The following is a 24,624-nucleotide window of genomic DNA, read 5'->3' as shown; positions in this document are numbered from 1 at the left end:
ACCATCAAGGTTGGATAGCCTATCGCTTTCTTGTTACAAACTCGATCTCACTTCTCAATCCACTCACGCCTTAACGCAAAAAGCTCGCGCAGCTCGCTTGTCGACATCTCCGTGACCCAGTTCTCGCCGGTACCGACGATTTGGTCACTGAGGCCCTTCTTACGCTCGATCATCTCGTCGATTCGCTCTTCGAGCGTGCCGAGCGTAACAAACTTGTGCACCTGCACGTTGCGCGTTTGCCCGATGCGGAAGGCGCGGTCCGTGGCCTGATTCTCCACGGCGGGATTCCACCAGCGGTCATAGTGGAACACATGATTCGCCGCTGTCAGGTTCAACCCCGTTCCTCCTGCTTTTAGCGAGAGGATGAAGATGTGGCAACGCTCCTCCGCGGGGAGCGTCGCATCCTGGAAGCGCGCGATCATCGCATCGCGCTTCACTGCACTAACCCCCCCGTGCAAGAACTGCACGGGCTCTCCCAGCGCCTGCGCAAGCGTAGCCTGCAGCAGGTGGCCCATCTCGACGAACTGGGTGAAGATGAGGCAGCTGCCTCCTTCGCTCCTGAGTTCGTCTATCATCTCAACCAACCGCTCCAGCTTCGCTGAGCGTGTTCTCATCTCCGCGGCGGCGAGTGCGCCGCGCCCCTCTTTTGCTTTCGCTCCTGCTTTCGTGTCTGCTTTCGATCCTGCATTCGCACCTGCTTTCACGCCTGCTTTCGTTCCTGCCTTCGTGTCTGCATTCAATCCTGCTTTCATGCTCGCATTCGATCCTGCTTTCTCGCCTGCTCTCACACCCGCTCCACCAATCTCCCTCAAAAACAAACCTGGATGATCACAAATCTGCTTCAACTTCATCAACGAGGTAAGAATAAGCCCCTTCTTCTCGATCCCACTGGAGTCCTCAATCTTCTCCATCAAGCTCTGCACGACATTCTCATACAGCGCCCCTTGCTCTGTGGTGAGGCGAACATACGCCTTTCCCTCATATTTATCTGGCAAGTCCAGCTGAATCGCTGGATCCTTCTTAAGCCGTCTCAGCAGGAACGGCCTAATCAAACGTTGTACACGCCCCGTCAGTTCTTTCGCACCATCCCCGTTCTTCTCGATTGGACCTACATACTGGCGGTTAAAATGAGTCAACGTCCCCAGGTACCCCGGGTTCGCAAAGTCAAAAATCGACCACAACTCAGTCAATCGATTCTCAATTGGTGTGCCCGTCAAAGCGATACGCTGCCCTGCTTCTAGCTTACGTATCGCCTGTGACTGCTTCGTATAAGCATTCTTGATATTTTGTGCCTCATCCAAGCAGAGCGAGTCCCATGTGACACTCGACAGCTCCTCTTCATCCAACTGTGCGAGCGTATAGGACGTAATCACTAAGTCAGCATCACTAAGCGATGCTTCGAAAGCTTCCCCTTTTGCCCGCTGCGCACCATAATGAAGTTGAATCTGAAGCGTCGGCGCGAATCGCGCAAGCTCCTTCTGCCAATTACCAAGCACAGAGGTCGGACATATGAGCAATGACGGTTTTGATTTTGAAATTATCTCTGAATTTGGATTTGGATTTGATTCAGAATTTAAACTTGACTTCGCCCCTGCCTCCCTCACCTTCAATAAATAAGCAATAAACTGAATGGTCTTCCCCAGCCCCATATCATCCGCCAGACAGCCGCCTAACCCCATACTGCGCAGGAAAAGGAGCCACGACACCCCTTGTACCTGATAAGGCCTAAGTTCGGCGTGTAAACCATCAATCCGCTCAACAAGTGGAATAGACTTGGTCTGACCTAACTGTTTCATCAAACCACGCAGATGACTATTTAGCTCTACTTTAACATCTACAATCCTGTCCTTCTCATCACTGTCCGCTGCGATACCTTCCTCGCTTTCTGACAGATGCATTTCCAACACATCCCGGAAGGAAAGTCCCTTTTTCCTCTCGACCTGCCGAATCGTATCGCGAATCTGCTCCAAATGCGCAGGATCCAGCTGCACCCATTTGCCTCGAATGTAGATCAAGCGCTTCTTTTCCAATGCCAATTGTGCAAATTCTTCCTCAGACAAATCTACACCGCCTAGTGCCACACGCCAATCGAACTGCACGATCTGATCCATGCCAAACATAGCCTTTCGCGTAGAGCCTACTGAGCTTTTGATTTTTGCCTTCAACTGAGGACGCCCCATCTTCTGAATCTCTTCCCACCATGATGGTAAAAAAACGGAGATTCCCGCCTCCACAAGCTGCAGACTCGATTCGGTTAGAAACGTCCACGCCTCATCATCCGACAATTGCTCGATGATTTTGCCTGGCTGGTATACACTCTCAAGCTCAGGCAGCAACCGCAAAATACGTTTCGTTTGTTCATCAAGCTTATCCGAGATATCATTCTGCCAAGCAGCAGGCACCAGCCCTGTCAGTACATTCCCCGTTGAGCTGAACTCAACGAATCGGTTCGCATCCCGACGGTCCTGTGCAATGAATCGCAGGCGCCAATCCGCTGCATTATCCTTAGCTGTCGTCGTCCCGTCGACATATGTCTCGGCGTAGGGTTCCACGAGCTGCACACAGATGCGGTAAGGCGCATCATCCTGTATCCATCCAATTGCTAAGAGCCAGTCCTCTTCCTGCATCCAAGCCGATTCAGTCAGCAAATCCTCGAACCCCTTGGCATTCACTTGGAGCAGTCTATGCTCTTGGACTAACCCATGCCACTTTAGAGATAACTTGAAATCCGCATCAGTCTCAAGCAGCTCTTCAACGATTCGGCTAAACCACCGCTGCCAAAAGCTTTCCGGAAATGCCCCATTGCAAAGCTCCCCAAACCTCTCAACTTGCTCTTCAGGCAGTCTAAACTTCCAGCCATTTTCCCCTTGCAGCCAAAGCTCGTAGGATGGCACATACCAGCCAGAATCTATTGCCTCATTTAGAAAATGTGCTCCTTTTTGCAACTCCGTAAATCCCTCATCCCAAGTTAAACGACTATGTAGAAGCAAACCTGGTGCACGCAGGTAATCCAACGCCATAGCTGGAGATAGTACAATAGCATCACCATAAGGAATCCGAGTCACTTCCAACCGCGTCCCATAGAATGAGCGTTCATGCCAGGCAAAAAGCAGCTTGCGCAGCACATATCCCGGTACCTCATTGGCCTGCTCCGTTTCTCCATATAGAGCAAAACTTCCCGATGCAAGCCTTTGAATTCTCATATGAATCGGTGACAAAGTCATCATGGTATCCAATTTCCTTTCCGCAATTCCTCCGTGAAAGCACGATACCGAGCGTATTCTTTCACAATTTGCTCCAAGTAAGCTTCGAAACGAGGGGTTAGCTTAAGCTTTTTATAAGCAGCCGCTAATTTCTTTAAGAGTTTAATGGCTTGTATATAATCGGGACGATTTTTCCCCTGTATGAATGTTTCAATGGCGTGATGATAGATTGGCAGCAGGAAGCGAACATTCGCCTTCTCGACGAGTTTTAGCTGCGCTGCATCGATGTGTTCCGTAGTTAGATCCAAAAGAAGACAGAGATCTGCCCATTCCTGGTACTCGCCTTTTGACAGCAGGAATTTCGCGTAGTGATCATAGCTTGCAGGTAAAAGCGAAATCATGACGTCCCTCTGCTCTTTCTCAACTTCTCGCTGTTCCGCTGCCAAACGCCAGTAATGCAAAAACTCATTCGCATACATTCGCTCGTTCCACATCATCTTCGGTTTCAACCACCTCAACCAGGTCAGCAAACGATCCCACTGACTTTCAAAAACAAACCCATTTAAATAATCGAACCAATAGTCTAGCCCAATGACAAACATCCCACTGTCTGCTCGTTCCCAGGCATTTTCATCCTCATTTTCGCTAATATCCAAATGAATAGAACCGAGAGTAGCGACTTGGCGCGCTTGTTGACTCGCTCGCGGATCCGCAAGTACCTGCCTAAGCCTAGTCTTTTCTGTCTCCAGCATATCCTTATCTTGAAATAACTGCGACCATAACAGCTTATACAAATCGAGCCAATCATAGAGGTGCAAACCTGAGCCATTCTCGCAAATGTCAGCCAAATAAGCTGATAATTCCTTCAAATGTCCACCGTATTGCTTGTATGCCCTGTTAACATCCAGCTCTTGAAGCGTCGCTTCCAATTGTTCGCGAGTATGGGTCAGGACACGTTTGACATAATAGCTCGTATTTTGATAAAAATCATAGGTGATCGCCTTCGATCCCGTCATCGTATTGCATAGTTGAATAACATACAGCACCACGTGAATATCATACACACCCCGAATAGTCGGCTCCCACGTATCCGCCAGCTTATTGAGCTCACGCCACGCACGCATACAGACTTCCTCGAGACTGAACGCATTATAAATCTTGGCACTGCCATATTGTTTATGAAAAAAAGTCAGCCACATCTCGCAGCTATCCGTCGGCTCTGGCAGCCTAGTCTTAAGCTTAGGTTTCTGCAGGTTATCATCCACTACCCTCGCTACCTTCATTTTACCAAAACGAAACTCCTCCGGATCATATCCCGCTTGCTCAGCAAACTCAAACAACACCGCAGCCATATGCTTACAATTATAACCGTAAGGACACGTGCAACCGCTCTTTGTGAAGCTCATGAGATCCAAGGTAACCTTGTAACTTTTGGTTCCATCCACTCTAGCTCTTATGATTGAGCTACCCTCTACTTGAATATCCCTTACAACACCTTCATTGTAATAGGCCCAACCTCTCACGATGATCACTTTATCGAATTTAGGACGTATTCGTTCAATCCAATACGTCCAGTCAATCTCTACCTCTTGCATGTGCCTATCCCCCGTTACCTCATCAACATCCTTCCCTTATTATATAATTAACTCCCCTAACAAAAAAACACCCCCCGCCAGAATCATCGAATGATTCTTAGCGAGAAGTGCTTATCTGTTACTTCCTGAGCATACCTTGATGTGGATGCGGGTGAGTTCCGCAATACTCATCAGTTTCGGTACAGGTATACACATGCTCATATACTGGTAAGCAGTGATGGCGATTTACAATCTGGATTGGATGAATGACTTGAACCTTTTGTGGGTGATAAAAATCTCTAACTACTCTTTCTGGATCTGTCATTATAGGGTCAGCTGGTGGACACTGAAATTGTTTTCCTTGATTTGGTTGTAAAGCCATGAATGCGTCAACTCCTCTGTTAGTTTGAGATAGTATACGTCTAATCCTAGTCCAGAGAGTGTACCAATGCCTATCTTTTCGATAAATGGGCTAATGCGCGTAGGCCAAGCAGATAAATGTCCAAGCAGAATGGATGTAGCCAGGCTATGTGGCGATGGCCTAAGAGTAAACAAAAGTGAATTTATGTTATCAATTCACAACCTATGAATTACCTTGTATAATTTAGAAGACATGAACAACTTTTACTTGGAAGGAGGACATATCGCATGAGTGAACAATTATTAAACAAAATATTGGATAAACTGCAGGCTGTCGAAGATAAGGTGCAATCCATTGAAAATTCACTACAAGTTACAAATAATCGACTAGAAGATTTCCAATCAGAGACAAGTGTACACTTTTCGGAAATTAAAAAAATGATTTCTGAAAATCAAATCGAGAATATCGAATCTGATAACCGACTTCTTGCTGCTATTCACACAACTAATGACCGCTTAGATTTCCAGAGAAACAAGATCTCCAAGACCGAAGAAGACCTTTACTTACTAAAGCAAAAGCATTAGAAAAGGATGGCTGTCCACATGAGCGAGGAAATATTGATTCAAATTTCAGAAGAATTAAAAGAAATCAAAACTCTTTCATCCGACATTCCCTTAATTAGACAAGCTGTACTAGAAACACGTGATGATGTCAGACAATTAGAAGCTGTTCAAAGACATTTAATAACAGAACATCATACATTAACCCATCATTTTAAATCGATAAACAACTCGTTGATCACGCTATTAAAATCGACAATTTAAAAAACAGATAACATTCGTAGCCCTATGGGCTTTTTAATTTCGATAAAATAGAACATACGTTCTAAAATAACGAATAAATGCTTGCATTACGATTTAGATAAACAAAAAAAGACTCCCGAAGGAGTCTTTCTCTCTGCATGCGCAGAAGCTCTAAGAGCTTCTTACATCATGCCGCCCATACCGCCCATGCCGCCCATATCAGGCATGCCTGGTTTGTTAGCTTCTGGTTTATCAGCGATAACCGCTTCTGTTGTCAAGAACATAGCTGCAACAGATGCTGCGTTTTGAAGTGCGGAACGCGTAACTTTTGCAGGGTCAACGATACCAGCTTCGAACATGTTTACCCATTGTCCAGTTGCTGCATTGTAGCCGATGCCTACTTTTTCGTTTTTCAAGCGCTCAACGATAACGGAGCCTTCTTGACCAGCGTTAGCTGCGATTGTGCGAACTGGCTCTTCAAGGGAACGAAGGATGATGTTAACACCCGTTTGCTCATCACCAGTTGCTACTACTTTCGCTACTGCGTTGTAAACGTTAACTAGGGCAGTACCACCACCAGAAACGATACCTTCTTCAACTGCTGCACGAGTCGCGTTCAAAGCATCTTCGATGCGAAGTTTGCGCTCTTTCAATTCAGTTTCAGTCGCTGCGCCAACTTTGATAACAGCTACGCCGCCAGAAAGTTTAGCCAAACGCTCTTGCAATTTTTCTTTATCGAAGTCGGAAGTTGTTTCTTCCAATTGGGAACGAATTTGTGTAACACGAGCCTTGATATCTTGTGGGTTACCAGCACCATCAACGATGATAGTGTTTTCTTTGGTAACACGGATTTGACGAGCGCTACCCAATTGGTCAGGAGTAGTGGATTTCAGATCCAATCCAAGCTCTTCTGTAATCACTTGGCCACCTGTTAGAGCAGCGATATCACCCAACATCGCTTTACGACGGTCACCGAAACCAGGAGCTTTAACAGCTACGCAAGTGAATGTGCCACGAAGTCTGTTAACGACAAGCGTAGCTTGCGCTTCGCCTTCAACATCTTCAGCAATGATCAGAAGTTGCTTACCGGATTGAACCACTTTTTCAAGAACAGGCAAGATTTCTTGGATGTTCGAGATTTTTTTGTCAGTGATCAAGATGTACGGGTTGTCCAGAACTGCTTCCATTTTATCCGTATCTGTGATCATGTATGGGGATGTGTACCCACGGTCGAATTGCATACCTTCTACAACCTCAAGCTCCGTCAAGAAGCCTTTGGATTCTTCAACTGTGATAACACCATCTTTACCAACTTTCTCCATAGCTTCAGCGATCAATTCGCCTACTTCTTCGTCAGCAGCAGAGATTGCCGCTACTTGTGCGATGGATTGTTTGCCTTCGATTGGCTTCGCGATAGCTTGAAGCTCTTCTACAGCCGCTTTAACAGCTTTCTCGATACCTTTGCGGATAACCATTGGGTTAGCGCCTGCAGTAACGTTTTTCAGACCTTCACGGATCATAGCTTGCGCAAGAACCGTTGCAGTTGTTGTACCGTCTCCGGCAACATCGTTAGTTTTGGTAGCAACTTCTTTAACAAGTTGAGCTCCCATGTTTTCGAAAGCATCTTCAAGTTCGATTTCTTTCGCGATAGTTACACCGTCATTTGTAATCAACGGGCTACCGAATTTTTTCTCAAGTACAACGTTACGGCCTTTTGGACCTAGTGTTACTTTAACGGCATTCGCCAAAGCATCTACCCCGCGAAGCATCGCGCGGCGTGCGTCTTCACTGAACTTAATTTCTTTTGCCACGATAGGAAACCTCCTCTAATTAAAAACCTAAATAAATTGGTAATAACGTAAAGCCGATCTATATGCTGCTCTAACTTAGGCTAATACAGCGAGGATGTCGCTTTCGCGCAAGATCAACAGTTCGCGGCCTTCGTATTTCACTTCAGTTCCAGCGTATTTGGAGAAAATGATGCGGTCGCCTTCGCTTACTTCAAGCGGAACACGTACGCCATCTTTCAACGCGCCAGCGCCAACGGCTACAACTTTACCTTCTTGTGGTTTTTCTTTAGCTGTATCTGGCAGCACGATGCCACTTGCTGTAGTCTCCTCTTTCGCAACGGCTTCAATGATAACTCGATCACCTAACGGTCTGATCATGGAAAAATAGCCTCCTTTAGAAAATTGGTCTTGGGTTATATTTCTTCGTTATTAGCACTCGAATGTGTTTAGTGCTAACAACACCTCTTATGATACTCATTCTGGGAGTAATTTGCAAGTCCTTTTACACATTTTTCATTCTTATGGACCCCCCCCTCATTCTACCCAAATGATAACCAATTATTCCCTCTGTAAATGAAAAAAAATAGCCCGCCATGAAGGCGGACTGTGTTTAACCATTTCCTCATTTAGGACCAAACTCCAGTTCCCAAGCAGCTTCGTTTGCAAGCTGTTTGCGATAAATGAAGCCGGACATGAAGACACTGAATTCATATAAAATAATGAGCGGAACTGAAACTAATATTGCTGAAATGGCATCAGGCGGCGTAATAACCGTTGCTAGAATAACCATCAGCATGTAAGCATACCTTCTAAACTTATGCAGACGCTTCGGATTCAGCAGCTTAATCTTCGTGAGAAACATCACAACGATCGGCATCTCAAAGACACAGGCTAACGGAAGAATGATGTTAAACATGAAGGTAAAATACTGCGCAGCACCGTACATCTCCGTAATTTCTAGACTTTTACTAATCGACGAAGTAAAATAAAACGCCATCGGAAACACGACCCAATACCCGAAAGAAAGTCCCACTAAAAAGAGCAAGAATGCGTAGGGTACGTAGAGGAGTGAAGCCTTCTGCTCCGTCTCCCGCAAGCCTGGCTTAACGAAAGCCCATATATGGTAAAGGATAACGGGTAAAGTAATTAGAAGACCTACAGCTAAACCAAAATTCATATACAAACGCAAGGAATCCCAAGGTGAGAAAACGTTCCAACCAATTTCTTTCGCAGGAGGGATACTTTTCAGATACCGAATGACAGGTTTCGCAGCAACAAGCCCACCTACCATGCCAATGACCAGAACAACTAATATCCACATGATGCGCTTGCGCAACTCACCAAGGTGCTCCACGAGAGACATTTCTTCATTTTTCAACCGATTTCACCTACCTAATCTAGTGAATACAGCCTGCAAGGCTGAACCACTGTTCATCTGTGTGTCAAAAAACTAATCCGGTAACCGCCGTGAATTGCCTGTATTGCCTGACTGCTGCGCTGGCGCCGGGGTAGGGGCCGAGGCTTGTGCAGGAGCGGAGGACAACACATCGCTGTCTGCTTGTGGGGCTACCGCTTCAACAGCCGTCCCAGTAAAATGGACGACCTCTGAAGACTTGTTAGATACGAAAGTCACAGCAGGCTTCACCGTAGGTGAGCTCGTTGATTCGACCTCCACTTTAATCTCAGCTACAGCGTCCATTGAGCCTTGTTTTGATGGCGACGGTGTAAGAGATGGCTCAGTAACGTCATGGGTTGCAACCACGCTAGCAACCTCCACAGGTGTAACCGGGTCAGGTACAACGGGTGTTTTGGATGCTAGCGGTGCTTTGGGCTCGTCACTCATCAGTTCATTCGTCGCTTGCTTGAAATCTCTTAACGTCTTACCCAGCATTCTGCCGATCTCCGGCAGCTTTTGCGGTCCGAAAAGAACAAGAGCGACGATCGCGATCAATAAGATCTCGGTAAATCCTACATTTTGAAACATGAACTTCATCTCCGTTATGTGTTGCGTTATGAATCAAAGAAAGTAAAATAAAGATCTTCTAACATTGATAAAATCCGCCGTAGCCCATCTCCGTGATGTCACTACGCACGATCTCTTCACCTGCGCATATGCGCGGCAGCAGCACATCAAAGGACGTGTACGGGTCGTGCATCACACAACCCGGCAGGCCCATGATCGGCAGATCGCCTAGATAGGCGATCATCAGCATCGAGCCCGGCAGCATCGGCGTGCCGTAGCTGACCACGCGGGCGCCGGCCGCCTTGATCGCACCCGGCGTGCGATCATCCGGGTCCACGGACATGCCGCCCGTGACCAACACCAAATCCACGCCTAGCGCGGCTAGCGCGTGGATCTCACCCACAATCGCTTCGCTGTCATCCGACACGAAGCGTTGATCAACAACCTCGGAGCCGAGCTGCGCGACCTTCTCTTTCACAACCGGGCCGAATTTATCCTTGATTCGGCCCTTGAAGACCTCGCTGCCCGTCGTAATTACGCCGACGCGCAGCTTGCGAAACGGCTTCACCTCAAGCAAGGTGAAGCCCTCCTCACGTCGAGCCGCGGCTAGCCGCTCGACCTCAACAACCTTCGCTTCGTCGACGATCAGCGGGATGACCCGCGTACCGACCAGCGAAGCACCTCCCTGAACGACCGTGTTGCTGCGAATCGTCGACATCACGACCTCATCGATAGCGTTCACGCTGTCAACGAACACTTTATCGATCTTCACCAAACCGTGAATCTCCGTCTTCACGTTCACTTTGCCTTCATGCGGATCAGTAAGCCTGAGGTCTGAGCACTTATCTGTTCCCGCAATCGCCCGCGCCATGCGCAAGGCAGCCTCATCCTCATGGAGATAGCCGGGCTGCAGCTCCATCGCATAGATGTGCTCCTTGCCGATGCTGAGCAGGGCCGGAATATCCGCCTCGGTCACTTGATGACCTTTGCGGAATAGACGGCCTTTGAACTCGCCTGGCAAGATCTGCGTGAGGTCGTGCTGCAGAATCATGCCGATCGCATCTTCCACTTTCACCTCGCGCAGCATGGAAGTATCTTTACTCATCACGAGTCACCTTCTGACTTGTTCCTATTACTCCATACTTCATCATGGGGTAGCTTACACGCTTCATGTTCACATTCACCCGTGATCGCCTTCTTTGCCTGTCAGAATACCCAGCGCATGTGGAAGTTGATCAATGATCGCCATCAAATTCTCTTGCACACCTTTCGGACTACCTGGCAAATTAATAATCAACGTGCGTCCGCGAATGCCAGAGACTGCTCTGGAGAGCATCGCTTTTTTCGTTTTTTGCATCGAGATCATACGCATCGCCTCAGCAAAGCCAGGTGCAACACGGTCAATGACATTGAGCGTTGCTTCTGGTGTGACATCGCGCGGAGCCAAACCTGTTCCGCCTGTTGTTAATATTAAATCTGCTTGATAATAATCAGTCATTTCGATTAACGAAGCCATAATTTCGTCCATCTCGTCCGGAACGACCCGGTACTCGATGATCTCACCTTGAATTTCCTCTTCAATCAGCTCGCGGATTACCTGAGCGCTAGTGTCTTCTCGTTCTCCTCGGTAACCGCGGTCACTGGCTGTCAAAATCGCAACTTTCCAGTGCATCCTTCGTCACCTCTCCCTTGTGTTCACTGAATGAGATCAACCCACTAACCGGCGTGATACACAGAACCTCACCCGATTCTCGGTGTGTTGGCACTGGAACTAAGTCCCTCACGCTTTGTTGTCTTGCCTGTGAAAATCCCCGTTCTTACCGCCTGTTTTCATTACAAGCAGCGTCGAGTTGATGATCATGTCTTTCTCTACAGCTTTGCACATGTCATACACGGTTAATGCCGCGGCAGAAACAGCCGTTAGAGCTTCCATTTCTACCCCTGTAGGACCTGTAGTACGTACAGTTGCTTCTATGTAAAGTTCATTGATGCCATTATTCGAAAACTGTATATCGACCCCAGTTAAGGCTATGGGATGGCACATCGGTATCCAGTCTGACGTTTTCTTGGCGGCCATGATGCCAGCCACCTGAGCCACGGCGAGGACATCGCCTTTTTTCATTTTACCTTGGATGATTAAATCAAGCGTGTCTGACTTCATTAATAAGGTAGAGCGAGCTGTGGCCGTGCGTTTCGTCTCATCTTTATCCGATATGTCGACCATTCGCGCTCGTCCCTGTTCATTAAAATGCGTCAATGGTGAAGAATCGGGCACTGCAATCACCTCTATATTAGGTTTCTGTTTTGAACACCATTTTACTTTCGGTTACGATGCCATCCACGCGGAAATCATGCCATGAAGAAGGAACCGCAGGAATCAATTGATTATCGAAAGCAGCTGCAACAGCAAAAGGTCTTTTCAAACCGCGCGCAGCGAATAACTGCATAAACCGATCATAAAAGCCGCCGCCGTAACCCAAGCGACCGAAATCTAGATCAAAGGCTAAGCCTGGCACAACAATCATGGATATCGTGCCCAAATCGAGTTCAATGGGAACATCACCCCGCGGCTCTCTAATCCCATAAGCACCACTTTCGAGGTCTTCATAGCGGCTTATGATGTGCAAGTTCATCGTTTTCGTATCTGCTACTACCTTCGGTATCAGCACACGAATTCCCTGCTGCCAGCACCATTCCATTAATGGTGCAACGTCGGGTTCAGAACGAAAAGGCATATAGCTCATCAGCGTAGGCTGAGAATTGGACGGTATTTGTCCCTGTTCAAACAGCTTATCCGAACATAGCTTCACCATTCTTTGGTTGATTAGTTGTTGCTTCTCATCACGGATGTCAGCAATAATCGAAGCACGTCGTGTTTCCATTTCCTTACGTAATTCTATTTTCCGCTCTCGGATGTTCATCATAAGCTACAGCCCTTCCTAACGAGGAGTGGTTTCCCCCATTTTAACATAAATAAAGTAAAAAACTATACTCGTACCAGAGTCCCCGCCGAATGGCCTATATTTCATGTCTAAATTATGCAGGCGTTGCCCTCATTCTTCGTGTATACTAATGATTTGATGGGATTGAAACAGCGATCGAAGGTCAACTTAATTAGGTTCTTACATTAATATGTATCTAAAACGCAGGAGGTAGCAGCAACATGCTATTACAAGTTTCTAACATATCCAAAAGCTATGGGGTACGCTCCGTACTCTCTAATATAACGCTTCAAATTGAAAATCGGGAACGCATCGGACTCGTTGGAGTCAATGGTGCCGGGAAGTCCACCCTTCTTCAAATCATTGCGGGCGAGATGTCCTATGATAGCGGTGATCTTTTCAAAGCAAAAGAAACCAAGATCGGCTATCTCAAGCAAAACAGCGGACTTAACACCGATAAATCCATTTGGAATGAGCTGCTTAGCGTATTCAGTTCTTTATTGGAGACAGAGCGCGAGCTGCGTGAGCTCGAAGCCTTGATGGCTGACCCTGACCTCATCTCCGATGAGAAGAAATATGAATCCACCATGAATCGGTATGCGCTGCGCTCCGAATGGTTTCGTGAGCATGGCGGCTATGAAATTGAGGCTAAGATTCGCGGTATTTTGCACGGGATGGGCTTTGGGCAGTTCGCACCAGAGACTTTGGTCAACACCCTCAGCGGAGGGCAGAAGACAAGATTGGCTCTAGCTAAAATGCTGCTGGAAGAACCTGATCTGCTCATGCTCGATGAGCCTACCAACCATTTGGATATCGCCACATTGACGTGGCTCGAAGGCTATCTCCGCGGCTATCCTGGCGCTATTCTCGTCGTATCACATGACCGGTATTTCCTTGACGCGTTGGTGACGTCCATTTATGAAATCGAACGCCACGCATCCAAACGGTATACGGGCAATTATTCCCGTTTTATCGAGATTAAAGAAGCGAATTATGAAATTGAATTAAAACAGTTTGAAAAGCAGCAAGAGGAGATCTCTAAACTCGAGGATTTCGTGCAACGCAATATCGTGCGTGCTTCGACGACGAAGAGAGCCCAGTCCCGCCGTAAGCAATTGGAGAAAATGGACCGTTTGGACAAGCCCATGGGCGATTTGAAACGCGCCTCGTTCTCTTTTGAAATTGAACAAACTTCAGGAAAAGAAGTTCTGCAAGTAGACCGGATTTCTCTATCATATGATGGCAAAAAACGTCTTCTTGACGGTGTCTCGTTCCAGCTTCGCCGTTCCGAAACCGCTGCGCTTATCGGGCCTAATGGGGTCGGGAAATCCACCCTCCTCAAAACCTTAATCGGTCAGCACAAGCAAGATGCGGGTACGTTCAAATGGGGCGCTGGTGTCACGATCGGCTATTACGATCAAGAGCAGAAAGGTTTGAACCCGTCCAACAACGTGTTGGAGGAAGTGTGGAACACGTATCCCCATTTGGAAGAAGCGCGTATTCGCACGGTGCTTGGCAGCTTTCTTTTCAGCGGCGAGGATGTATTCAAGAAGATCACTGCATTAAGCGGTGGGGAAAAAGCCCGTGTCTCCCTCGCTAAGCTCATGCTTCAGAAGGCCAATGTATTGATTCTCGATGAGCCTACCAACCATCTGGATTTATATAGTAAAGAAGTGTTGGAGTCCGCTTTGATGGATTACGAGGGCACCTTGTTATTCATCTCCCATGACCGGTATTTCCTTAATAAAATGGCAGAGAGCATGCTCGATCTGCAAAAGGATGGCTTAACGAGCTATCTAGGCAACTATGACGACTATGTAGAGAAAAAAGCGGAGCTTGCTGAAATGGAAGCGAAGCGTCTAGCCAAAGAGGCGGAGAAGAAATCTGCCGGAAGTGCATCTTCCGTTGCTGCGGTGAAAGTGGAGCCTGTTAGTGGTGGCAGTTACGAGGCGGACAAGCTAGCTAAGCGTGAGGAACGCAGTCGTCAGCGGAAGCTAGAACAGCTAGAGCTCGATATTGCTCGACTTGAAGAAGAAGTTACAGCGCTTGAAGCTGAGCTTGCTGATCCTGCTGTGTATAACGACTATATGCTCGTTCAGGAGAAAACGGCCGAGGTTGATAAACGTAAGAGTTCACTTGCGGCATGTTATGAGGAATGGGAAGTTTTATTGGCCTAAAATAGCGAGAGTCCACATCGGATGATGTGGGCTTTTTTATTGTTTGATCGGGTTTTGGGGGAATCGGGGCATCATCCTGTGGACAAGTTCACAAAATGTTCAAAGTTACCCACAGGAGCAGCATATATTCTCTATCTTATCTTGAAATCTCCTAGAATCCCCTTCCTAAATCATACGTTATCACCTGCTAGAGTCCTCTTATACACAAAAAAATAATGACGAATTGTTCCGATAATTTAAATCACTCCATGTGGAATCCTATTTTGTTATACACAACGTTATCCACAGAAAAAAGGAGGCGTTTTCCGCCCCCTATCTCACTTTCACTTATTTTTCCACAATGTTATCCACATTACCCACATTTTTTCATGAAAAAGTTATTCCTCTTACATGCCCTCCAAAAAGGTTGATATGTCGGGTTTTCTTCGAGTTATACACATTGTACACAGGGGGTGTGCATAACCTTGCTCACACGGTGTGTATATATCTAAGTTTTCTTACAATTTAGGTACTTTAGACGGAATGTGTCGATTACGAAGCTGTTATGACCGTCTCCGCACCATCGGACGTCACGCTATTTTGCATCCGAATCGCTTGATTGCAAGCCGATATGAACGCTTTGGCAACCGCTACAAGGACATCTTGGTCGATTCCTGTGTTCTTGTAAGTCTGACCACCAATCGAGATCGTGACCTCCGCTTCACCTGTTGCTTTCTCACCTGTGGACAACGAGTGCAACTCAAGATCAGAGAACTCCACATCCATCGGAATGGCTTGCTGTAGACAATGCACGATAGCCTCGATCGGTCCTTCTCCTGTGCCGGAGTAGACACTTTCTGTACCCGTCTGATTATTTCTAACCGAAACGGAAGCAACGCGATTACGATCACTGCTCGAAATAACCTGCATATGAGACAGTGTAAATGGCTCCATTTGCCCATCAACTGTACTGCCTACAAGCTCCATCAGTTGGTCGTCAGTGACCATTTTCTGCTCATCAGCTTTCTCTTTGAAACGTGTATATAGTGTATCCAGTTCCTCGCCTGTAAGCTCGATGCCGAACTGTCCGACACGATGTTTCAGCGCATGGCGGCCAGAGTGCTTGCCAAGGATAATCATGGAGCGTGGGATGCCCAGCTTTTCTGGATCCATAATCTCGTACGTATTGCGGTTTTTCAGAAGTCCATCCTGATGGATGCCCGCTTCATGCTGGAAGGCATTGCGACCAACAATCGGTTTGTTGTAGGCAATCGGGAAGCCCATGATGCGGGAAACCATTTTGGATGTGTTAAAAATTTCACTCGTCACAATGCCCGTTTCCACGCCCATCGAATGTTTCCGCGTCTCAATCGCCATGACTAGCTCTTCAAGTGAACAGTTACCGGCACGCTCGCCGACACCGTTTACCGTTACCTCCACATGCGTGACACCTGCAGCAATAGCAGCAAGGCTGTTAGCAACGGCAAGACCAAGATCATTATGGCAGTGGGCGCTATACTCGACCGTATCGCCGCCTCTTACACTTTGTCGCACTCTGCGGAACATCGCACCATACTCTTCAGGAAGCGCATAGCCCACTGTGTCGGGGATGTTAAGAATAGTTGCACCTTCAGCAATGACCGCTTCCAGCACTTCGAAAAGGAACTCATCCCCTGTACGCGTCGCATCCATCGGCGAGAACTCGATGCGATCGACGAATTGCTTCGCATAGCCGACCATGGCGCGAGCCATCTCGACAACCTGCTGACGTGACTTTTTCAGCTGAAAATCAAGATGAATGTCCGACGAGGACAGGAACATGTGGATACGTCTGGATGCCGCATCTTGCGTAGCTTTGACCGCTGCATCGATGTCGGCTTTGACAGCGCGGGCGAAGCCGCAAATCTCAATGCCTTGCAGCTCACGTGAAATCTGCTGCACAGCTTGAAAATCCCCAGGACTTGAGATCGGGAAACCCGGCTCAATGGTGTCGATGCCCATGATGGCAAGCTGTCTGGCGATGCGAATTTTTTCTTCTGGGTATAGGGATGCGCCCGGTGCCTGCTCGCCATCACGAAGTGTTGTATCAAAAATGCGAATACGTCTGTTGGTATTTGTGTTGTTTTCCATGGTTAAGTTCCTCCTAAGGTATGCCCGTGCGGGGCTAGCTTGATATGTGTGTAAAGGGATGCGATTCCCCTGCTGCGATTAGAAATGTGATTGTTTGTGCTGTAAGCGTGTTTTTCAGCGTTACAGCGGATGTGGCGGCTAGTTAATTTGGTGCTGCGAGTGTTGGATGAGACTGTATGATCGTCACTGAATCGTGGCTGCAGCTCACTTTTCACATACGACAAAAAGACCCGTCATCTCCACATAAGAGACGACGGGTCTTCACCCAGCGCGGTACCACTCTTGTTGACTCCGTGAAGGAGCCCACCTCAGATATAGCCAGCAAGCTGCTCGCTACATCACCCGATCACGGAGGTCATCCGTCCATCTCTAACAGCTGTACACCAGCCGATCAAGATGACCGCTTCCAAGCGAGTTCGGGGCGTTCTCGGTCTGCGTCGCATCAACCCGCAGCTTTCTGTACCAGAGACATGAGCCCTTACTACTCTTGTTCATCGCGTTATTTATATGTGTTTGCCAAACTTACATTTGTTTTAGAACAACCAAAAAAACCTGCCATCTCTATAAAAGAGACGACAGGTTTGAACCTTCCGCGGTACCACTCTAATTGATCCGAGCTGTTACGCTCGAAACCACTCATGTACCTGATCACGGGGGTCAACCGTCAAGACCTACTTGGGTGCTGGATCCTTGGCATCCTTATCAGTCCTACCGCTCCCGGGCGAGTTCAGGTGACGTTTCGTCTGTGCTTTCACCACATGCACAGCTCTCTGAGCGAAACTCATCATGCCTTACTATTCCCGTTCGTTGCGTTTGAAAGTATTGATTGTGATTATATTATGCACTTTTTTCAAAGTCAATACACTTGTTTGAAAATTAATTTTATTGGGTTACCGATTAGGAATGCTCTAGATGTAACTAAATTTCAAGAACTCTATGGATGCAGCTGCTAATTTAGTTCGATTTTTCCTGCTTATTTGTGACTGTGGGAGGAGATGATCGACATTAGTTGGAATTCCCCCACTTAAAATGCCGCTAACCAGCTATTATTCCGAAATCTGACTACATAGTTCGGCAAAATCAAACTAAACCACCATCACAAGTCTACTAGGTTCAATTTAGGTCGATTTTTTCTAACTAAATCATTTCAAGAAATCCTAGGCCCGCCCAACATGCCTCCGACGTATAGATTACATAGAACTAAAGAGGAGCTTGCCGATACATTACCACTCTTCCAGCTTGAGCTGCGGCTCGGCTTTCAGTTCCATCGAGTCGAACTCCTGCTTGTCCCACTTCAAGAAAGCGGCGGCACCTATCATCGCCGCATTGTCTGTGCAAAGCCGGTGCGGCGGCACCAGCAGTGGCACATCCAGCTGCTCGCAGCGCTCAGCGAGCCTGCTGCGCAGCCCCTTGTTCGCGGCAACGCCGCCCGCGAGCAAGAGCTGTTTTGCGCCGTATTCCTTCACGGCGCGACTTGCCTTCTCCACAAGCACGTCGATGACGGATGCTTGAAAGCCCTTGGCAATCTGCGCGACTTGAACGGTTTCGCCGCGCATCTTGCTTTGGTTGACGACATTCAGCACCGCGGATTTCAATCCGCTAAAGCTGAAGTCGTAGGAATCTGCCTCGAGCCAGGAGCGAGGCATTTTGATCTCGGAATCGGCTTCTTGAGCAAGCCGATCCACGTGCGGGCCGCCCGGGTAAGGCAATCCCATTGCCCGGGCAATTTTATCGTAGGCCTCGCCGGCCGCATCATCGCGCGTGCGCCCGATGATACGGAACTGGCCGGGGCCCTCTAGCAGAATGAGCTCGGTGTGTCCGCCGGACACGACGAGCGAAATCGAAGGATACACCAGCTCATGCACGAGCTGGTTGGCGTAGATATGTCCCGCGATATGGTGCACACCAATCAGCGGAAGGTCTAGGGCGCAAGCGAGCGCTTTGCCCGCGACGACGCCAACGAGCAGGGCCCCGATCAATCCGGGGCCTTCGGTTACGGCAATCGCGGAAAGTTCGTGGAGCGATACGCCCGCTTCTGCGACAGCTTCCTCCAGCATCCATGTGATCGATTCCACATGCTTCCGCGAAGCTACCTCTGGCACAACACCGCCATAGCGTTGGTGCGTTTCGATCTGGCTGGAAATCACATTCGAGCGAATGATTTTCCCATTTTCAACAATGGCCACGGAAGTCTCGTCGCAACTCGTTTCAATGGCGAGAATATACACTGGCTTTGAAGTTCCGATTTTATCTTGACCTTGCATTTGTCTAGCTTCTTGACCTTGCACTTGTCTTACTTCTTGCTCATGTCCATCATGTTCCATCTGTTCATTACTCACACTATTCACCTATTTGAAAGTCTCAATCACTGAGACTATCCTTTCTACGATTGGGCAGATCTGCCCACATGACGACAGCATCCTCACGATTATCTGTATAATACCCTCTACGCACACCAACGGAGCGGAAGCCTAGTTTCTCATATAAATTTTGCGCCACATAGTTCGAAGTTCTCACTTCCAGGGTGATACGTATGGCACCAAGGAAAGCGGATGTTTTCATCAACTCGCGCAGGAGTCTTTCTCCTAGCTTGCGACCCCGATAGGTATCTTTTACAGCGATGTTCGTGACATGTGCTTCCTCCATAATGAGCCACATGCCGCCATAACCCGCGACTTCCCCATCAATGTCCATAATCATATAATGCGCAAACTGGTTGTTCGTCAGCTCATTCTCAAACGCACCTCGTGTCCAAGGTGTCGTGAACGCTTCCTGCTCGATCTCGACAATAAAAGGAATGTCTTCCATGGTCATTGAGCGGAATACCAATGAATTTTCTATGGCATGCGGCTGTCTTTGTTCCATGATTACTGTTCCCCTTTCTTCGTCTGCAGACCAGCCAGCAGATTAGCTTCTGCTTCTGGAAGCCTTGTGTAATTCGGTACAAATGAATGAACGTCTGCTTTCTCGCCTCGCGCTAATCTTGGATTAGCCAGCAGGCCAATATACTCCGCTTCAATGCCATAGGGGACAACGCTCACATGGCCTGCAAAATCTTCCGTAAATTGCGCCAGCTCAGCTGCAAAACCCGCTGTCTCACCGACGAACAGAATGTGATCAGGCGCTAAACGACCAGCTTGCGAGAGAATTTCTTCCGTCCACGCACCGATGACCCGAATACCATCGGGCAATACTTCACGCCAAGTCTCATCGGGCTCTCGTGCAGCAGTAATAGCAGTTGCACCTTCATAAGCATACACAGCTGTAAAAGCTTGTTTACGCCTTCCATCCATAAGCGGAACAACCCATGTCACACCGTTTCCTTCATAGTCGTTCTGTACAGAACCACCAATGGCCATAGCCTCTAAACTAGAAATACCAATCAAGTCTAGTCCTAACGACCATGCAAATGTTTTGGCTACAGAAACAGCAATCCGCACACCTGTATACGAGCCTGGCCCTTGGCCGGCGGCAACCGAGCGCAGATCTCGCGGCTTCATACTTAAGCGAGCTAGTAAATCTTGAATGTGGGGAAGCAATCCTAGAGAATGATTCCTTTCTGCATGGGAGCTAATCTCCCCTAGCAGACGCCCATTTTCCAATATAGCAACTGTCATTGCTGATGTAGAGGTATCGATCGCTAAGCATCGCCCCGTATTAATTATCCGTTCCGTCATGTAAATGTCCGTTCTCCTTCATCTGTACACACCAGCTCTCGTACGGTGAACCGTGCGGAGTCAAGTGAAATACGCGGGTTTGATCAACCTCTTGGGTGATCGTAATACTTAACCTTTCAGGCGGCAGCAGATCCTCAATTAAACTTGACCACTCAATCAGCGTAACACCTGCCCCATAGAAATAGTCCTCTAATCCCAACTCATCTGCTTCCTCTTGCGAAATGCGATACATATCCATATGGTAGAAGGGGAGGCCAGCTCCCTCATATTCTTTGATAATGGTAAATGTAGGCGAGTTTACGTGCTCCGAAATCCCCATCGCTCTAGCGAATCCTTGCGAGAATCTCGTTTTGCCAGCACCCAAATCTCCGTCTAATGTTAAGACCGCCCCTGGCTGTAGATACATTGATAATAGGGTTCCCAGTTTATCCGTATCTGCTTCATGCTCAGAATAGAACTTATATGTGGATTGAGCCAATGATCTCATCCCTTTCTTCCGCGTGCGCGTGCTGCTTCTATTATAGTCCTCGCTAGCAGGTGACAGCAACCTCAGGATATACGAAATCAGCAAAAGCCCTCCCCGATACCCTATCGGAGAAGGCTTATTTTGCCCTTGCGGACCTTTAGTGTACCTCTTCAAGCTCCCTAGCTGGGACGACCCGAGCATCTGCGGGATTGCCTTCCGCATGTACTTTGACTAGACCTTTTCCCGAGTCTACACTGTCAATCCAGACAGCAAGACCGTTCAGATCTACTTCAATTTTCTCATCTGCAGCTAAAATTTCCTGAGCACGGTGAACATTCATGGTTCATCCAGTACGGATTCCGGATATTCCATCGTATCCGTGGTTGAGTGTTCAATTAACCCACCCTGCATGGTGACGTTACCGCCTCCAAGCCCCTCATTAATCATACGATCAATGTCCATATAACAATCGTCCCTATCTTCATTGTTCGTGTCTTGCGACAGATTTGATTCTGATGCCATCCGTAATCCCTCCTTAGGTTCGCTATTTGGGTTATCATGTTGCATTTATAAACTCTCCAAACTCCCCTCTAACCATTCTCTTAAATAACTGCCGTATAAAGGTAACGTATCAAGAGAATACTAGTACAATTACGTGTGTTGGGGAGGAATTACAACGATGCATACTGTGTGGAAAGGCGCGATCAGCTTCGGGCTTGTTCATGTTCCTGTTAAAATGTTCTCGGCCACAGAGGATAAAGATATCTCTATGCGCTATATTCACAAAACGTGTATAACCCCGTTATCCTATGTTCGGAAGTGTCAGACTTGCGAGAAGGAAGTAGAGTGGGAGGAAATTTCCAAAGGCTACGAGTTTGAGCCTGGGCGCTTTATTCTTTTTGAAAAGGATGAGCTCGAGGAAATCTCCGGCGAGGCGAACAAGGAAATTAAGATTTTGGACTTCGTAAATTTAACTGATATTGATCCTGTTTATTTTCAAAAAACGTACTACCTCGGCCCCGGCGATACGGGCGCTGGTGCCTACATGCTTCTGCTTGATTCCATGCGCCAGACGGGTAAAATCGGAATCGCCAAGGTGTCCATCCGCTCCAAAAGCTCGCTAGCCGCTATCCGTGTCATTGACAATTGCCTTGCCATGGAAACTATCTTTTATCCGGATGAAATTCGCCCGATTTCGCAAGTGCCGAACCTTCCGGAGAAGGTTACCGTAAATGAGCGGGAAATGGAGATGGCGAAAATGCTGATCAATCAGCTCTCCACCCCTTTTGAACCAGAAAAGTATAAAGACGAGTATAGAGCTCGCCTACTTGAGGCGATTGAGCATAAAGTAGCTGGCGAAGAAATTCAGTCTGCGCCTGAGGTGCAAAAAACAAGTGTTATCGACCTCATGGCTGCGCTTCAAGCTAGCTTGAACGCGACGAAACCTTCTGAAGGTAAAGTAACACTTGGTGAAGATGCTTCCGTTACAGTCGAGCAATCGAACGCGAAAAAGCCCGCGGCAAAGCCACGAGCCCGAAAGACTAAAGAACCTGTCACTTGATAACTAACAAAGAAGTGCCCTGTCTTGGATTCCAAGATAGGGCACTTCTTTTATCTGAGGGCTAGGTTGGGTTGGGTGGCGTTAATGAGGCGGCGGGTTGGTGGGTTGGTGGGTTGGCGGGTTGGCGGGTTGGCGGGTTGGCGGGTTGGCGGGTTGGCGGGTTGGCGGGTTGGTGGCTTGCTAGGTGGGTGGCTTGGTAGGGTTGGTAAGGTTGGTAAGGTTGAGTTGGGTTAACTGTAAAAACTACAGCTAATTCCGATCAAATCCGCCCAATTTTGAAATTAGATGGATTTCCTGATGTTAATTTTAGCATTTTGGATAGTTTCCTTGCTTATCACTGAAATTAGCTGTAGGAAATCCAGTTATATTCAAAAATTCAACATTTCCGATCAAATTAACATCAGAAAATCCAGTTAATTCATAACTAGCAGCTTCATTCACTGCGAATTCAATCAATCACATCTAACTTCTCCACCCGCTAATCCAATCATCTCACATCTACCTTCTCCATTCGCTAATCCAATCAACTCACATCTACCTTCTCCACCCGCTAATCCAATCAATCCCATCTACCTTCTCCACCCACTAATCCAATCAACTCACATCTACCTTCTCTATCCGCTAATCCAATCAACTCACATCTACCTTCTCCATTCGCTAATCCAATCAATTCACATCTACCTTTTCCATCTGCTAATCCAACTAACTCACATATACCTTCTCTATCCGCTAATCCAATCAATCCCATCTACCTTCTCCACCCGCTAATTCAATCAATCACATCTACCTTCTCCATCCGCTAATCCAATCAACTCACATCTACCTTCTCCATCCGCTAATCCAATCAATCCCATCTACCTTCTCCATCCACTCAACAAACACCTCATCCCCGCGGTGTTAATTTCAATCGCCTATTCCTCAACAGCGCCAGCATGAGCAGAACCACAGGCAATGCAACCATGAAAATAGGAAAAATGTACGGAACAGCTACTTTCAGAGGAAAAATAATCGTGATCTCCTCATAATTTACAGGTATGAAGGTTAAGAGCATCACAACGGCAGCGGTAATCCAGGTGACGATCTTCCAATTGCTCATGCCGAGCAGTTGTGTCGTTCCATAACTCGCTACAAATAAATACAGCGCCAATTTGGTGAATATACTCATGATCCAGATGGTAACAACAATCGCATCCAAATTCTCAATAATACCGCCAATGGATATGGAACGAACGATCATCAGCATAGGATAAGGATAACCAGCAGCGACATGAGGGCCGAACATCAAGATACTAACGACCATCGATAGCACCGTAAGTATGCCTGAGAGCATGACCCCGCTTATCGCATATCGAACGGTGTCCTTCCGTTTACTCACAAAAGCGATCAAGACCATAAGCATTATGCAATCTCCTAAGAACGCGGCTGTCGGAAGCGCACCTTTCATCAGGATCATCATGTCATTATCTAAGTAAATCGGAAGCAGTCGATCCCAATTCAATTGATTAATACTTAGAAACATTGGACCCAACACGCAGAGTAAGATAATCGGCCCTGTAATTTCACAAATACGTGCCAACACACCAACACCATGCAAGGTAGGGTACAAGACGACAAGCAGCATCGGCACCTGTATGACATAGAGCGGAGTCTTGGGCATGATGGTCCCTGTAATGAACAAGCTGAATTGTCTAAAAATCACGGTAAGTATGACAAGCCACACTAGGATGAAGAGGGCTGAAATTAAGCCACCGAACCATTTGCCAAGTAGAATACGATTATATTCAACTATGGTCATCCCAGGGAACATCGTACTGAGTTTGCCACATATATAAGCAATGAACATCCCCGCTGCTGTCGCGAGTAGGATGGAAATCCACGCATCCTGTTTGGCAATTTGAGCTGCAGGAGCAATCGTGAGAAGAATGGTCATAATAATTTGCATGCTAACCATCATCCAGAATATTTGCCGGTTCGATAATGCCATATCACTCATTAATG

The 24,624-nt window shown here is 47.4% G+C and carries 25 protein-coding genes and 2 other annotated features; of the genes, 5 read left to right on the top strand and 20 right to left on the bottom strand.

The genetic code is table 11. The features are described from left to right. Positions 1-47: 47 nt before the first annotated feature. The 3 genes from HQN88_RS15150 to HQN88_RS15140 form a co-directional block, all read right to left on the bottom strand. Positions 48-3,227, bottom strand: coding sequence for a DEAD/DEAH box helicase (locus tag HQN88_RS15150; RefSeq protein WP_173113330.1), 3,180 nt, complete (start codon positions 3,225-3,227; stop codon positions 48-50). Then, positions 3,224-4,798: an SWIM zinc finger family protein gene (locus tag HQN88_RS15145; protein WP_173113327.1), complete on the bottom strand. Its 1,575-nt coding sequence runs from the start codon at positions 4,796-4,798 to the stop codon at positions 3,224-3,226. Before HQN88_RS15145 ends, HQN88_RS15150 begins: the two co-directional genes overlap by 4 nt. Before the next feature lie 118 nt (positions 4,799-4,916). Beyond that, on the bottom strand, positions 4,917-5,159 hold the full coding sequence (locus tag HQN88_RS15140; protein WP_173113324.1) for a hypothetical protein: 243 nt from the start codon (positions 5,157-5,159) through the stop codon (positions 4,917-4,919). A 266-nt stretch (positions 5,160-5,425) separates the two neighbouring features. Here HQN88_RS15140 and HQN88_RS15135 point away from each other — a divergent pair, with 266 nt between their 5' ends. Both HQN88_RS15135 and HQN88_RS15130 read left to right on the top strand, forming a co-directional pair. Beyond that, entirely contained in the window at positions 5,426-5,722 is a 297-nt protein-coding gene (locus HQN88_RS15135) for a hypothetical protein (RefSeq protein ID WP_173113321.1), read from the top strand. Between the two features lie 18 nt (positions 5,723-5,740). Further along, complete coding sequence (locus HQN88_RS15130) at positions 5,741-5,962, top strand: hypothetical protein (RefSeq protein WP_173113318.1); 222 nt, start codon at positions 5,741-5,743, stop codon at positions 5,960-5,962. A 161-nt stretch (positions 5,963-6,123) separates the two neighbouring features. Here the strand turns inward: HQN88_RS15130 and groL are convergent, their stop codons facing one another. From groL to HQN88_RS15090, 8 genes are all read right to left on the bottom strand, one after another. Then, complete coding sequence (gene groL, locus HQN88_RS15125) at positions 6,124-7,752, bottom strand: chaperonin GroEL (protein WP_028553855.1); 1,629 nt, start codon at positions 7,750-7,752, stop codon at positions 6,124-6,126. 75 nt (positions 7,753-7,827) lie between these two features. Beyond that, on the bottom strand, positions 7,828-8,109 hold the full coding sequence (groES, locus tag HQN88_RS15120) for a co-chaperone GroES (RefSeq protein ID WP_028553854.1): 282 nt from the start codon (positions 8,107-8,109) through the stop codon (positions 7,828-7,830). Between the two features lie 244 nt (positions 8,110-8,353). Next, a complete protein-coding gene (gene tatC / locus HQN88_RS15115) occupies positions 8,354-9,094 on the bottom strand; it encodes a twin-arginine translocase subunit TatC (RefSeq protein WP_173113998.1) in 741 nt (246 codons plus the stop codon). Between the two features lie 87 nt (positions 9,095-9,181). After that, positions 9,182-9,715 carry a twin-arginine translocase TatA/TatE family subunit gene (tatA, locus tag HQN88_RS38075; protein ID WP_173113315.1) on the bottom strand — a complete coding sequence of 178 codons (534 nt, stop codon included), beginning with the start codon at positions 9,713-9,715 and terminating at the stop codon, positions 9,182-9,184. Between the two features lie 58 nt (positions 9,716-9,773). Continuing rightward, positions 9,774-10,799: a molybdopterin-binding protein gene (locus HQN88_RS15105; RefSeq protein WP_246320260.1), complete on the bottom strand. Its 1,026-nt coding sequence runs from the start codon at positions 10,797-10,799 to the stop codon at positions 9,774-9,776. Between the two features lie 75 nt (positions 10,800-10,874). Next, entirely contained in the window at positions 10,875-11,366 is a 492-nt protein-coding gene (locus HQN88_RS15100) for a MogA/MoaB family molybdenum cofactor biosynthesis protein (RefSeq protein ID WP_056608535.1), read from the bottom strand. A 108-nt stretch (positions 11,367-11,474) separates the two neighbouring features. After that, positions 11,475-11,969, bottom strand: a complete 495-nt coding sequence (gene moaC / locus HQN88_RS15095; protein WP_274318746.1) for a cyclic pyranopterin monophosphate synthase MoaC — start codon at positions 11,967-11,969, stop codon at positions 11,475-11,477. Between the two features lie 16 nt (positions 11,970-11,985). Continuing rightward, positions 11,986-12,618 (bottom strand): 5-formyltetrahydrofolate cyclo-ligase, encoded by a 633-nt coding sequence (locus HQN88_RS15090; protein ID WP_173113312.1) that lies wholly within the window; start codon positions 12,616-12,618, stop codon positions 11,986-11,988. Positions 12,619-12,857: 239 nt separating this feature from the next. Between HQN88_RS15090 and HQN88_RS15085 the strand changes: the two genes are divergently transcribed. Further along, positions 12,858-14,813, top strand: a complete 1,956-nt coding sequence (locus HQN88_RS15085) for an ABC-F family ATP-binding cassette domain-containing protein (RefSeq protein ID WP_173113309.1) — start codon at positions 12,858-12,860, stop codon at positions 14,811-14,813. A 531-nt stretch (positions 14,814-15,344) separates the two neighbouring features. Here the strand turns inward: HQN88_RS15085 and HQN88_RS15080 are convergent. The 7 genes from HQN88_RS15080 to HQN88_RS15050 all read right to left on the bottom strand — a co-directional run bounded on the left by HQN88_RS15080 (position 15,345) and on the right by HQN88_RS15050 (position 21,587). Beyond that, positions 15,345-16,922, bottom strand: a complete 1,578-nt coding sequence (locus HQN88_RS15080) for a 2-isopropylmalate synthase (RefSeq protein ID WP_173113306.1) — start codon at positions 16,920-16,922, stop codon at positions 15,345-15,347. 243 nt (positions 16,923-17,165) lie between these two features. Beyond that, positions 17,166-17,426, bottom strand: a binding site (T-box leader). 61 nt (positions 17,427-17,487) lie between these two features. Beyond that, positions 17,488-17,739 (bottom strand) — a binding site (T-box leader). 406 nt (positions 17,740-18,145) lie between these two features. Beyond that, positions 18,146-19,186, bottom strand: coding sequence for a tRNA (adenosine(37)-N6)-threonylcarbamoyltransferase complex transferase subunit TsaD (gene tsaD, locus HQN88_RS15075; protein ID WP_173113992.1), 1,041 nt, complete (start codon positions 19,184-19,186; stop codon positions 18,146-18,148). A 97-nt stretch (positions 19,187-19,283) separates the two neighbouring features. Continuing rightward, positions 19,284-19,787, bottom strand: coding sequence for a ribosomal protein S18-alanine N-acetyltransferase (gene rimI / locus HQN88_RS15070; RefSeq protein ID WP_056608522.1), 504 nt, complete (start codon positions 19,785-19,787; stop codon positions 19,284-19,286). 2 nt (positions 19,788-19,789) lie between these two features. Then, complete coding sequence (gene tsaB / locus HQN88_RS15065; protein WP_173113303.1) at positions 19,790-20,599, bottom strand: tRNA (adenosine(37)-N6)-threonylcarbamoyltransferase complex dimerization subunit type 1 TsaB; 810 nt, start codon at positions 20,597-20,599, stop codon at positions 19,790-19,792. Further along, on the bottom strand, positions 20,580-21,086 hold the full coding sequence (tsaE, locus tag HQN88_RS15060; RefSeq protein WP_173113989.1) for a tRNA (adenosine(37)-N6)-threonylcarbamoyltransferase complex ATPase subunit type 1 TsaE: 507 nt from the start codon (positions 21,084-21,086) through the stop codon (positions 20,580-20,582). Before tsaE ends, tsaB begins: the two co-directional genes overlap by 20 nt. A 136-nt stretch (positions 21,087-21,222) precedes the next feature. Beyond that, positions 21,223-21,405: an H-type small acid-soluble spore protein gene (locus HQN88_RS15055; RefSeq protein WP_056608515.1), complete on the bottom strand. Its 183-nt coding sequence runs from the start codon at positions 21,403-21,405 to the stop codon at positions 21,223-21,225. Next, on the bottom strand, positions 21,402-21,587 hold the full coding sequence (locus tag HQN88_RS15050; RefSeq protein ID WP_057315037.1) for a hypothetical protein: 186 nt from the start codon (positions 21,585-21,587) through the stop codon (positions 21,402-21,404). The genes HQN88_RS15055 and HQN88_RS15050 overlap by 4 nt, the downstream gene beginning before the upstream one ends. Before the next feature lie 157 nt (positions 21,588-21,744). Here HQN88_RS15050 and ku point away from each other — a divergent pair, with 157 nt between their 5' ends. Together ku and HQN88_RS15040 are read left to right on the top strand one after the other, a co-directional pair. Beyond that, positions 21,745-22,626 (top strand): non-homologous end joining protein Ku, encoded by an 882-nt coding sequence (gene ku / locus HQN88_RS15045; protein ID WP_173113299.1) that lies wholly within the window; start codon positions 21,745-21,747, stop codon positions 22,624-22,626. Positions 22,627-22,650: 24 nt separating this feature from the next. Then, the gene (locus tag HQN88_RS15040) at positions 22,651-22,860 is read left to right on the top strand and encodes a hypothetical protein (protein ID WP_173113145.1); all 210 of its coding nucleotides are present in this window, start codon (positions 22,651-22,653) and stop codon (positions 22,858-22,860) included. A gap of 325 nt (positions 22,861-23,185) precedes the next feature. Here HQN88_RS15040 and HQN88_RS15035 read toward each other — a convergent pair whose 3' ends face one another. Beyond that, a complete protein-coding gene (locus tag HQN88_RS15035; RefSeq protein WP_173113296.1) occupies positions 23,186-23,374 on the bottom strand; it encodes a hypothetical protein in 189 nt (62 codons plus the stop codon). Positions 23,375-23,509: 135 nt separating this feature from the next. Then, complete coding sequence (locus tag HQN88_RS15030) at positions 23,510-24,619, bottom strand: GerAB/ArcD/ProY family transporter (protein ID WP_173113294.1); 1,110 nt, start codon at positions 24,617-24,619, stop codon at positions 23,510-23,512. Between the last annotated feature and the right edge of the window lie 5 nt (positions 24,620-24,624).

Origin of the sequence: Paenibacillus qinlingensis, from assembly GCF_013204845.1 — a bacterium.
Taxonomy (GTDB): Bacteria; Bacillota; Bacilli; order Paenibacillales; family NBRC-103111; genus Paenibacillus_E; species Paenibacillus_E qinlingensis.
This window is presented reverse-complemented; position numbering and strand designations above follow the sequence as displayed.

Bases quoted from the DNA above. Each gene is read 5' to 3' on its own strand.
- tsaE (WP_173113989.1), bottom strand. From the start codon at position 21,086: ATGAGATCATTGGCTCAATCCACATATAAGTTCTATTCTGAGCATGAA.
- HQN88_RS15140 (WP_173113324.1), bottom strand. From the start codon at position 5,159: ATGGCTTTACAACCAAATCAAGGAAAACAATTTCAGTGTCCACCAGCT.
- HQN88_RS15035 (WP_173113296.1), bottom strand. From the start codon at position 23,374: ATGGGATTGATTGGATTAGCGGATAGAGAAGGTATATGTGAGTTAGTT.
- HQN88_RS15030 (WP_173113294.1), bottom strand. From the start codon at position 24,619: ATGAGTGATATGGCATTATCGAACCGGCAAATATTCTGGATGATGGTT.
- HQN88_RS15090 (WP_173113312.1), bottom strand. From the start codon at position 12,618: ATGATGAACATCCGAGAGCGGAAAATAGAATTACGTAAGGAAATGGAA.
- tsaB (WP_173113303.1), bottom strand. From the start codon at position 20,599: ATGACGGAACGGATAATTAATACGGGGCGATGCTTAGCGATCGATACC.
- HQN88_RS15130 (WP_173113318.1), top strand. From the start codon at position 5,741: ATGAGCGAGGAAATATTGATTCAAATTTCAGAAGAATTAAAAGAAATC.
- rimI (WP_056608522.1), bottom strand. From the start codon at position 19,787: ATGGAACAAAGACAGCCGCATGCCATAGAAAATTCATTGGTATTCCGC.
- tsaD (WP_173113992.1), bottom strand. From the start codon at position 19,186: ATGCAAGGTCAAGATAAAATCGGAACTTCAAAGCCAGTGTATATTCTC.
- HQN88_RS15050 (WP_057315037.1), bottom strand. From the start codon at position 21,587: ATGGCATCAGAATCAAATCTGTCGCAAGACACGAACAATGAAGATAGG.
- tatA (WP_173113315.1), bottom strand. From the start codon at position 9,715: ATGTTTCAAAATGTAGGATTTACCGAGATCTTATTGATCGCGATCGTC.
- HQN88_RS15145 (WP_173113327.1), bottom strand. From the start codon at position 4,798: ATGCAAGAGGTAGAGATTGACTGGACGTATTGGATTGAACGAATACGT.
- HQN88_RS15055 (WP_056608515.1), bottom strand. From the start codon at position 21,405: ATGAATGTTCACCGTGCTCAGGAAATTTTAGCTGCAGATGAGAAAATT.
- HQN88_RS15080 (WP_173113306.1), bottom strand. From the start codon at position 16,922: ATGGAAAACAACACAAATACCAACAGACGTATTCGCATTTTTGATACA.
- tatC (WP_173113998.1), bottom strand. From the start codon at position 9,094: ATGTCTCTCGTGGAGCACCTTGGTGAGTTGCGCAAGCGCATCATGTGG.
- HQN88_RS15150 (WP_173113330.1), bottom strand. From the start codon at position 3,227: ATGATGACTTTGTCACCGATTCATATGAGAATTCAAAGGCTTGCATCG.
- ku (WP_173113299.1), top strand. From the start codon at position 21,745: ATGCATACTGTGTGGAAAGGCGCGATCAGCTTCGGGCTTGTTCATGTT.
- HQN88_RS15100 (WP_056608535.1), bottom strand. From the start codon at position 11,366: ATGCACTGGAAAGTTGCGATTTTGACAGCCAGTGACCGCGGTTACCGA.
- HQN88_RS15135 (WP_173113321.1), top strand. From the start codon at position 5,426: ATGAGTGAACAATTATTAAACAAAATATTGGATAAACTGCAGGCTGTC.
- groES (WP_028553854.1), bottom strand. From the start codon at position 8,109: ATGATCAGACCGTTAGGTGATCGAGTTATCATTGAAGCCGTTGCGAAA.
- HQN88_RS15105 (WP_246320260.1), bottom strand. From the start codon at position 10,799: ATGAGTAAAGATACTTCCATGCTGCGCGAGGTGAAAGTGGAAGATGCG.
- HQN88_RS15085 (WP_173113309.1), top strand. From the start codon at position 12,858: ATGCTATTACAAGTTTCTAACATATCCAAAAGCTATGGGGTACGCTCC.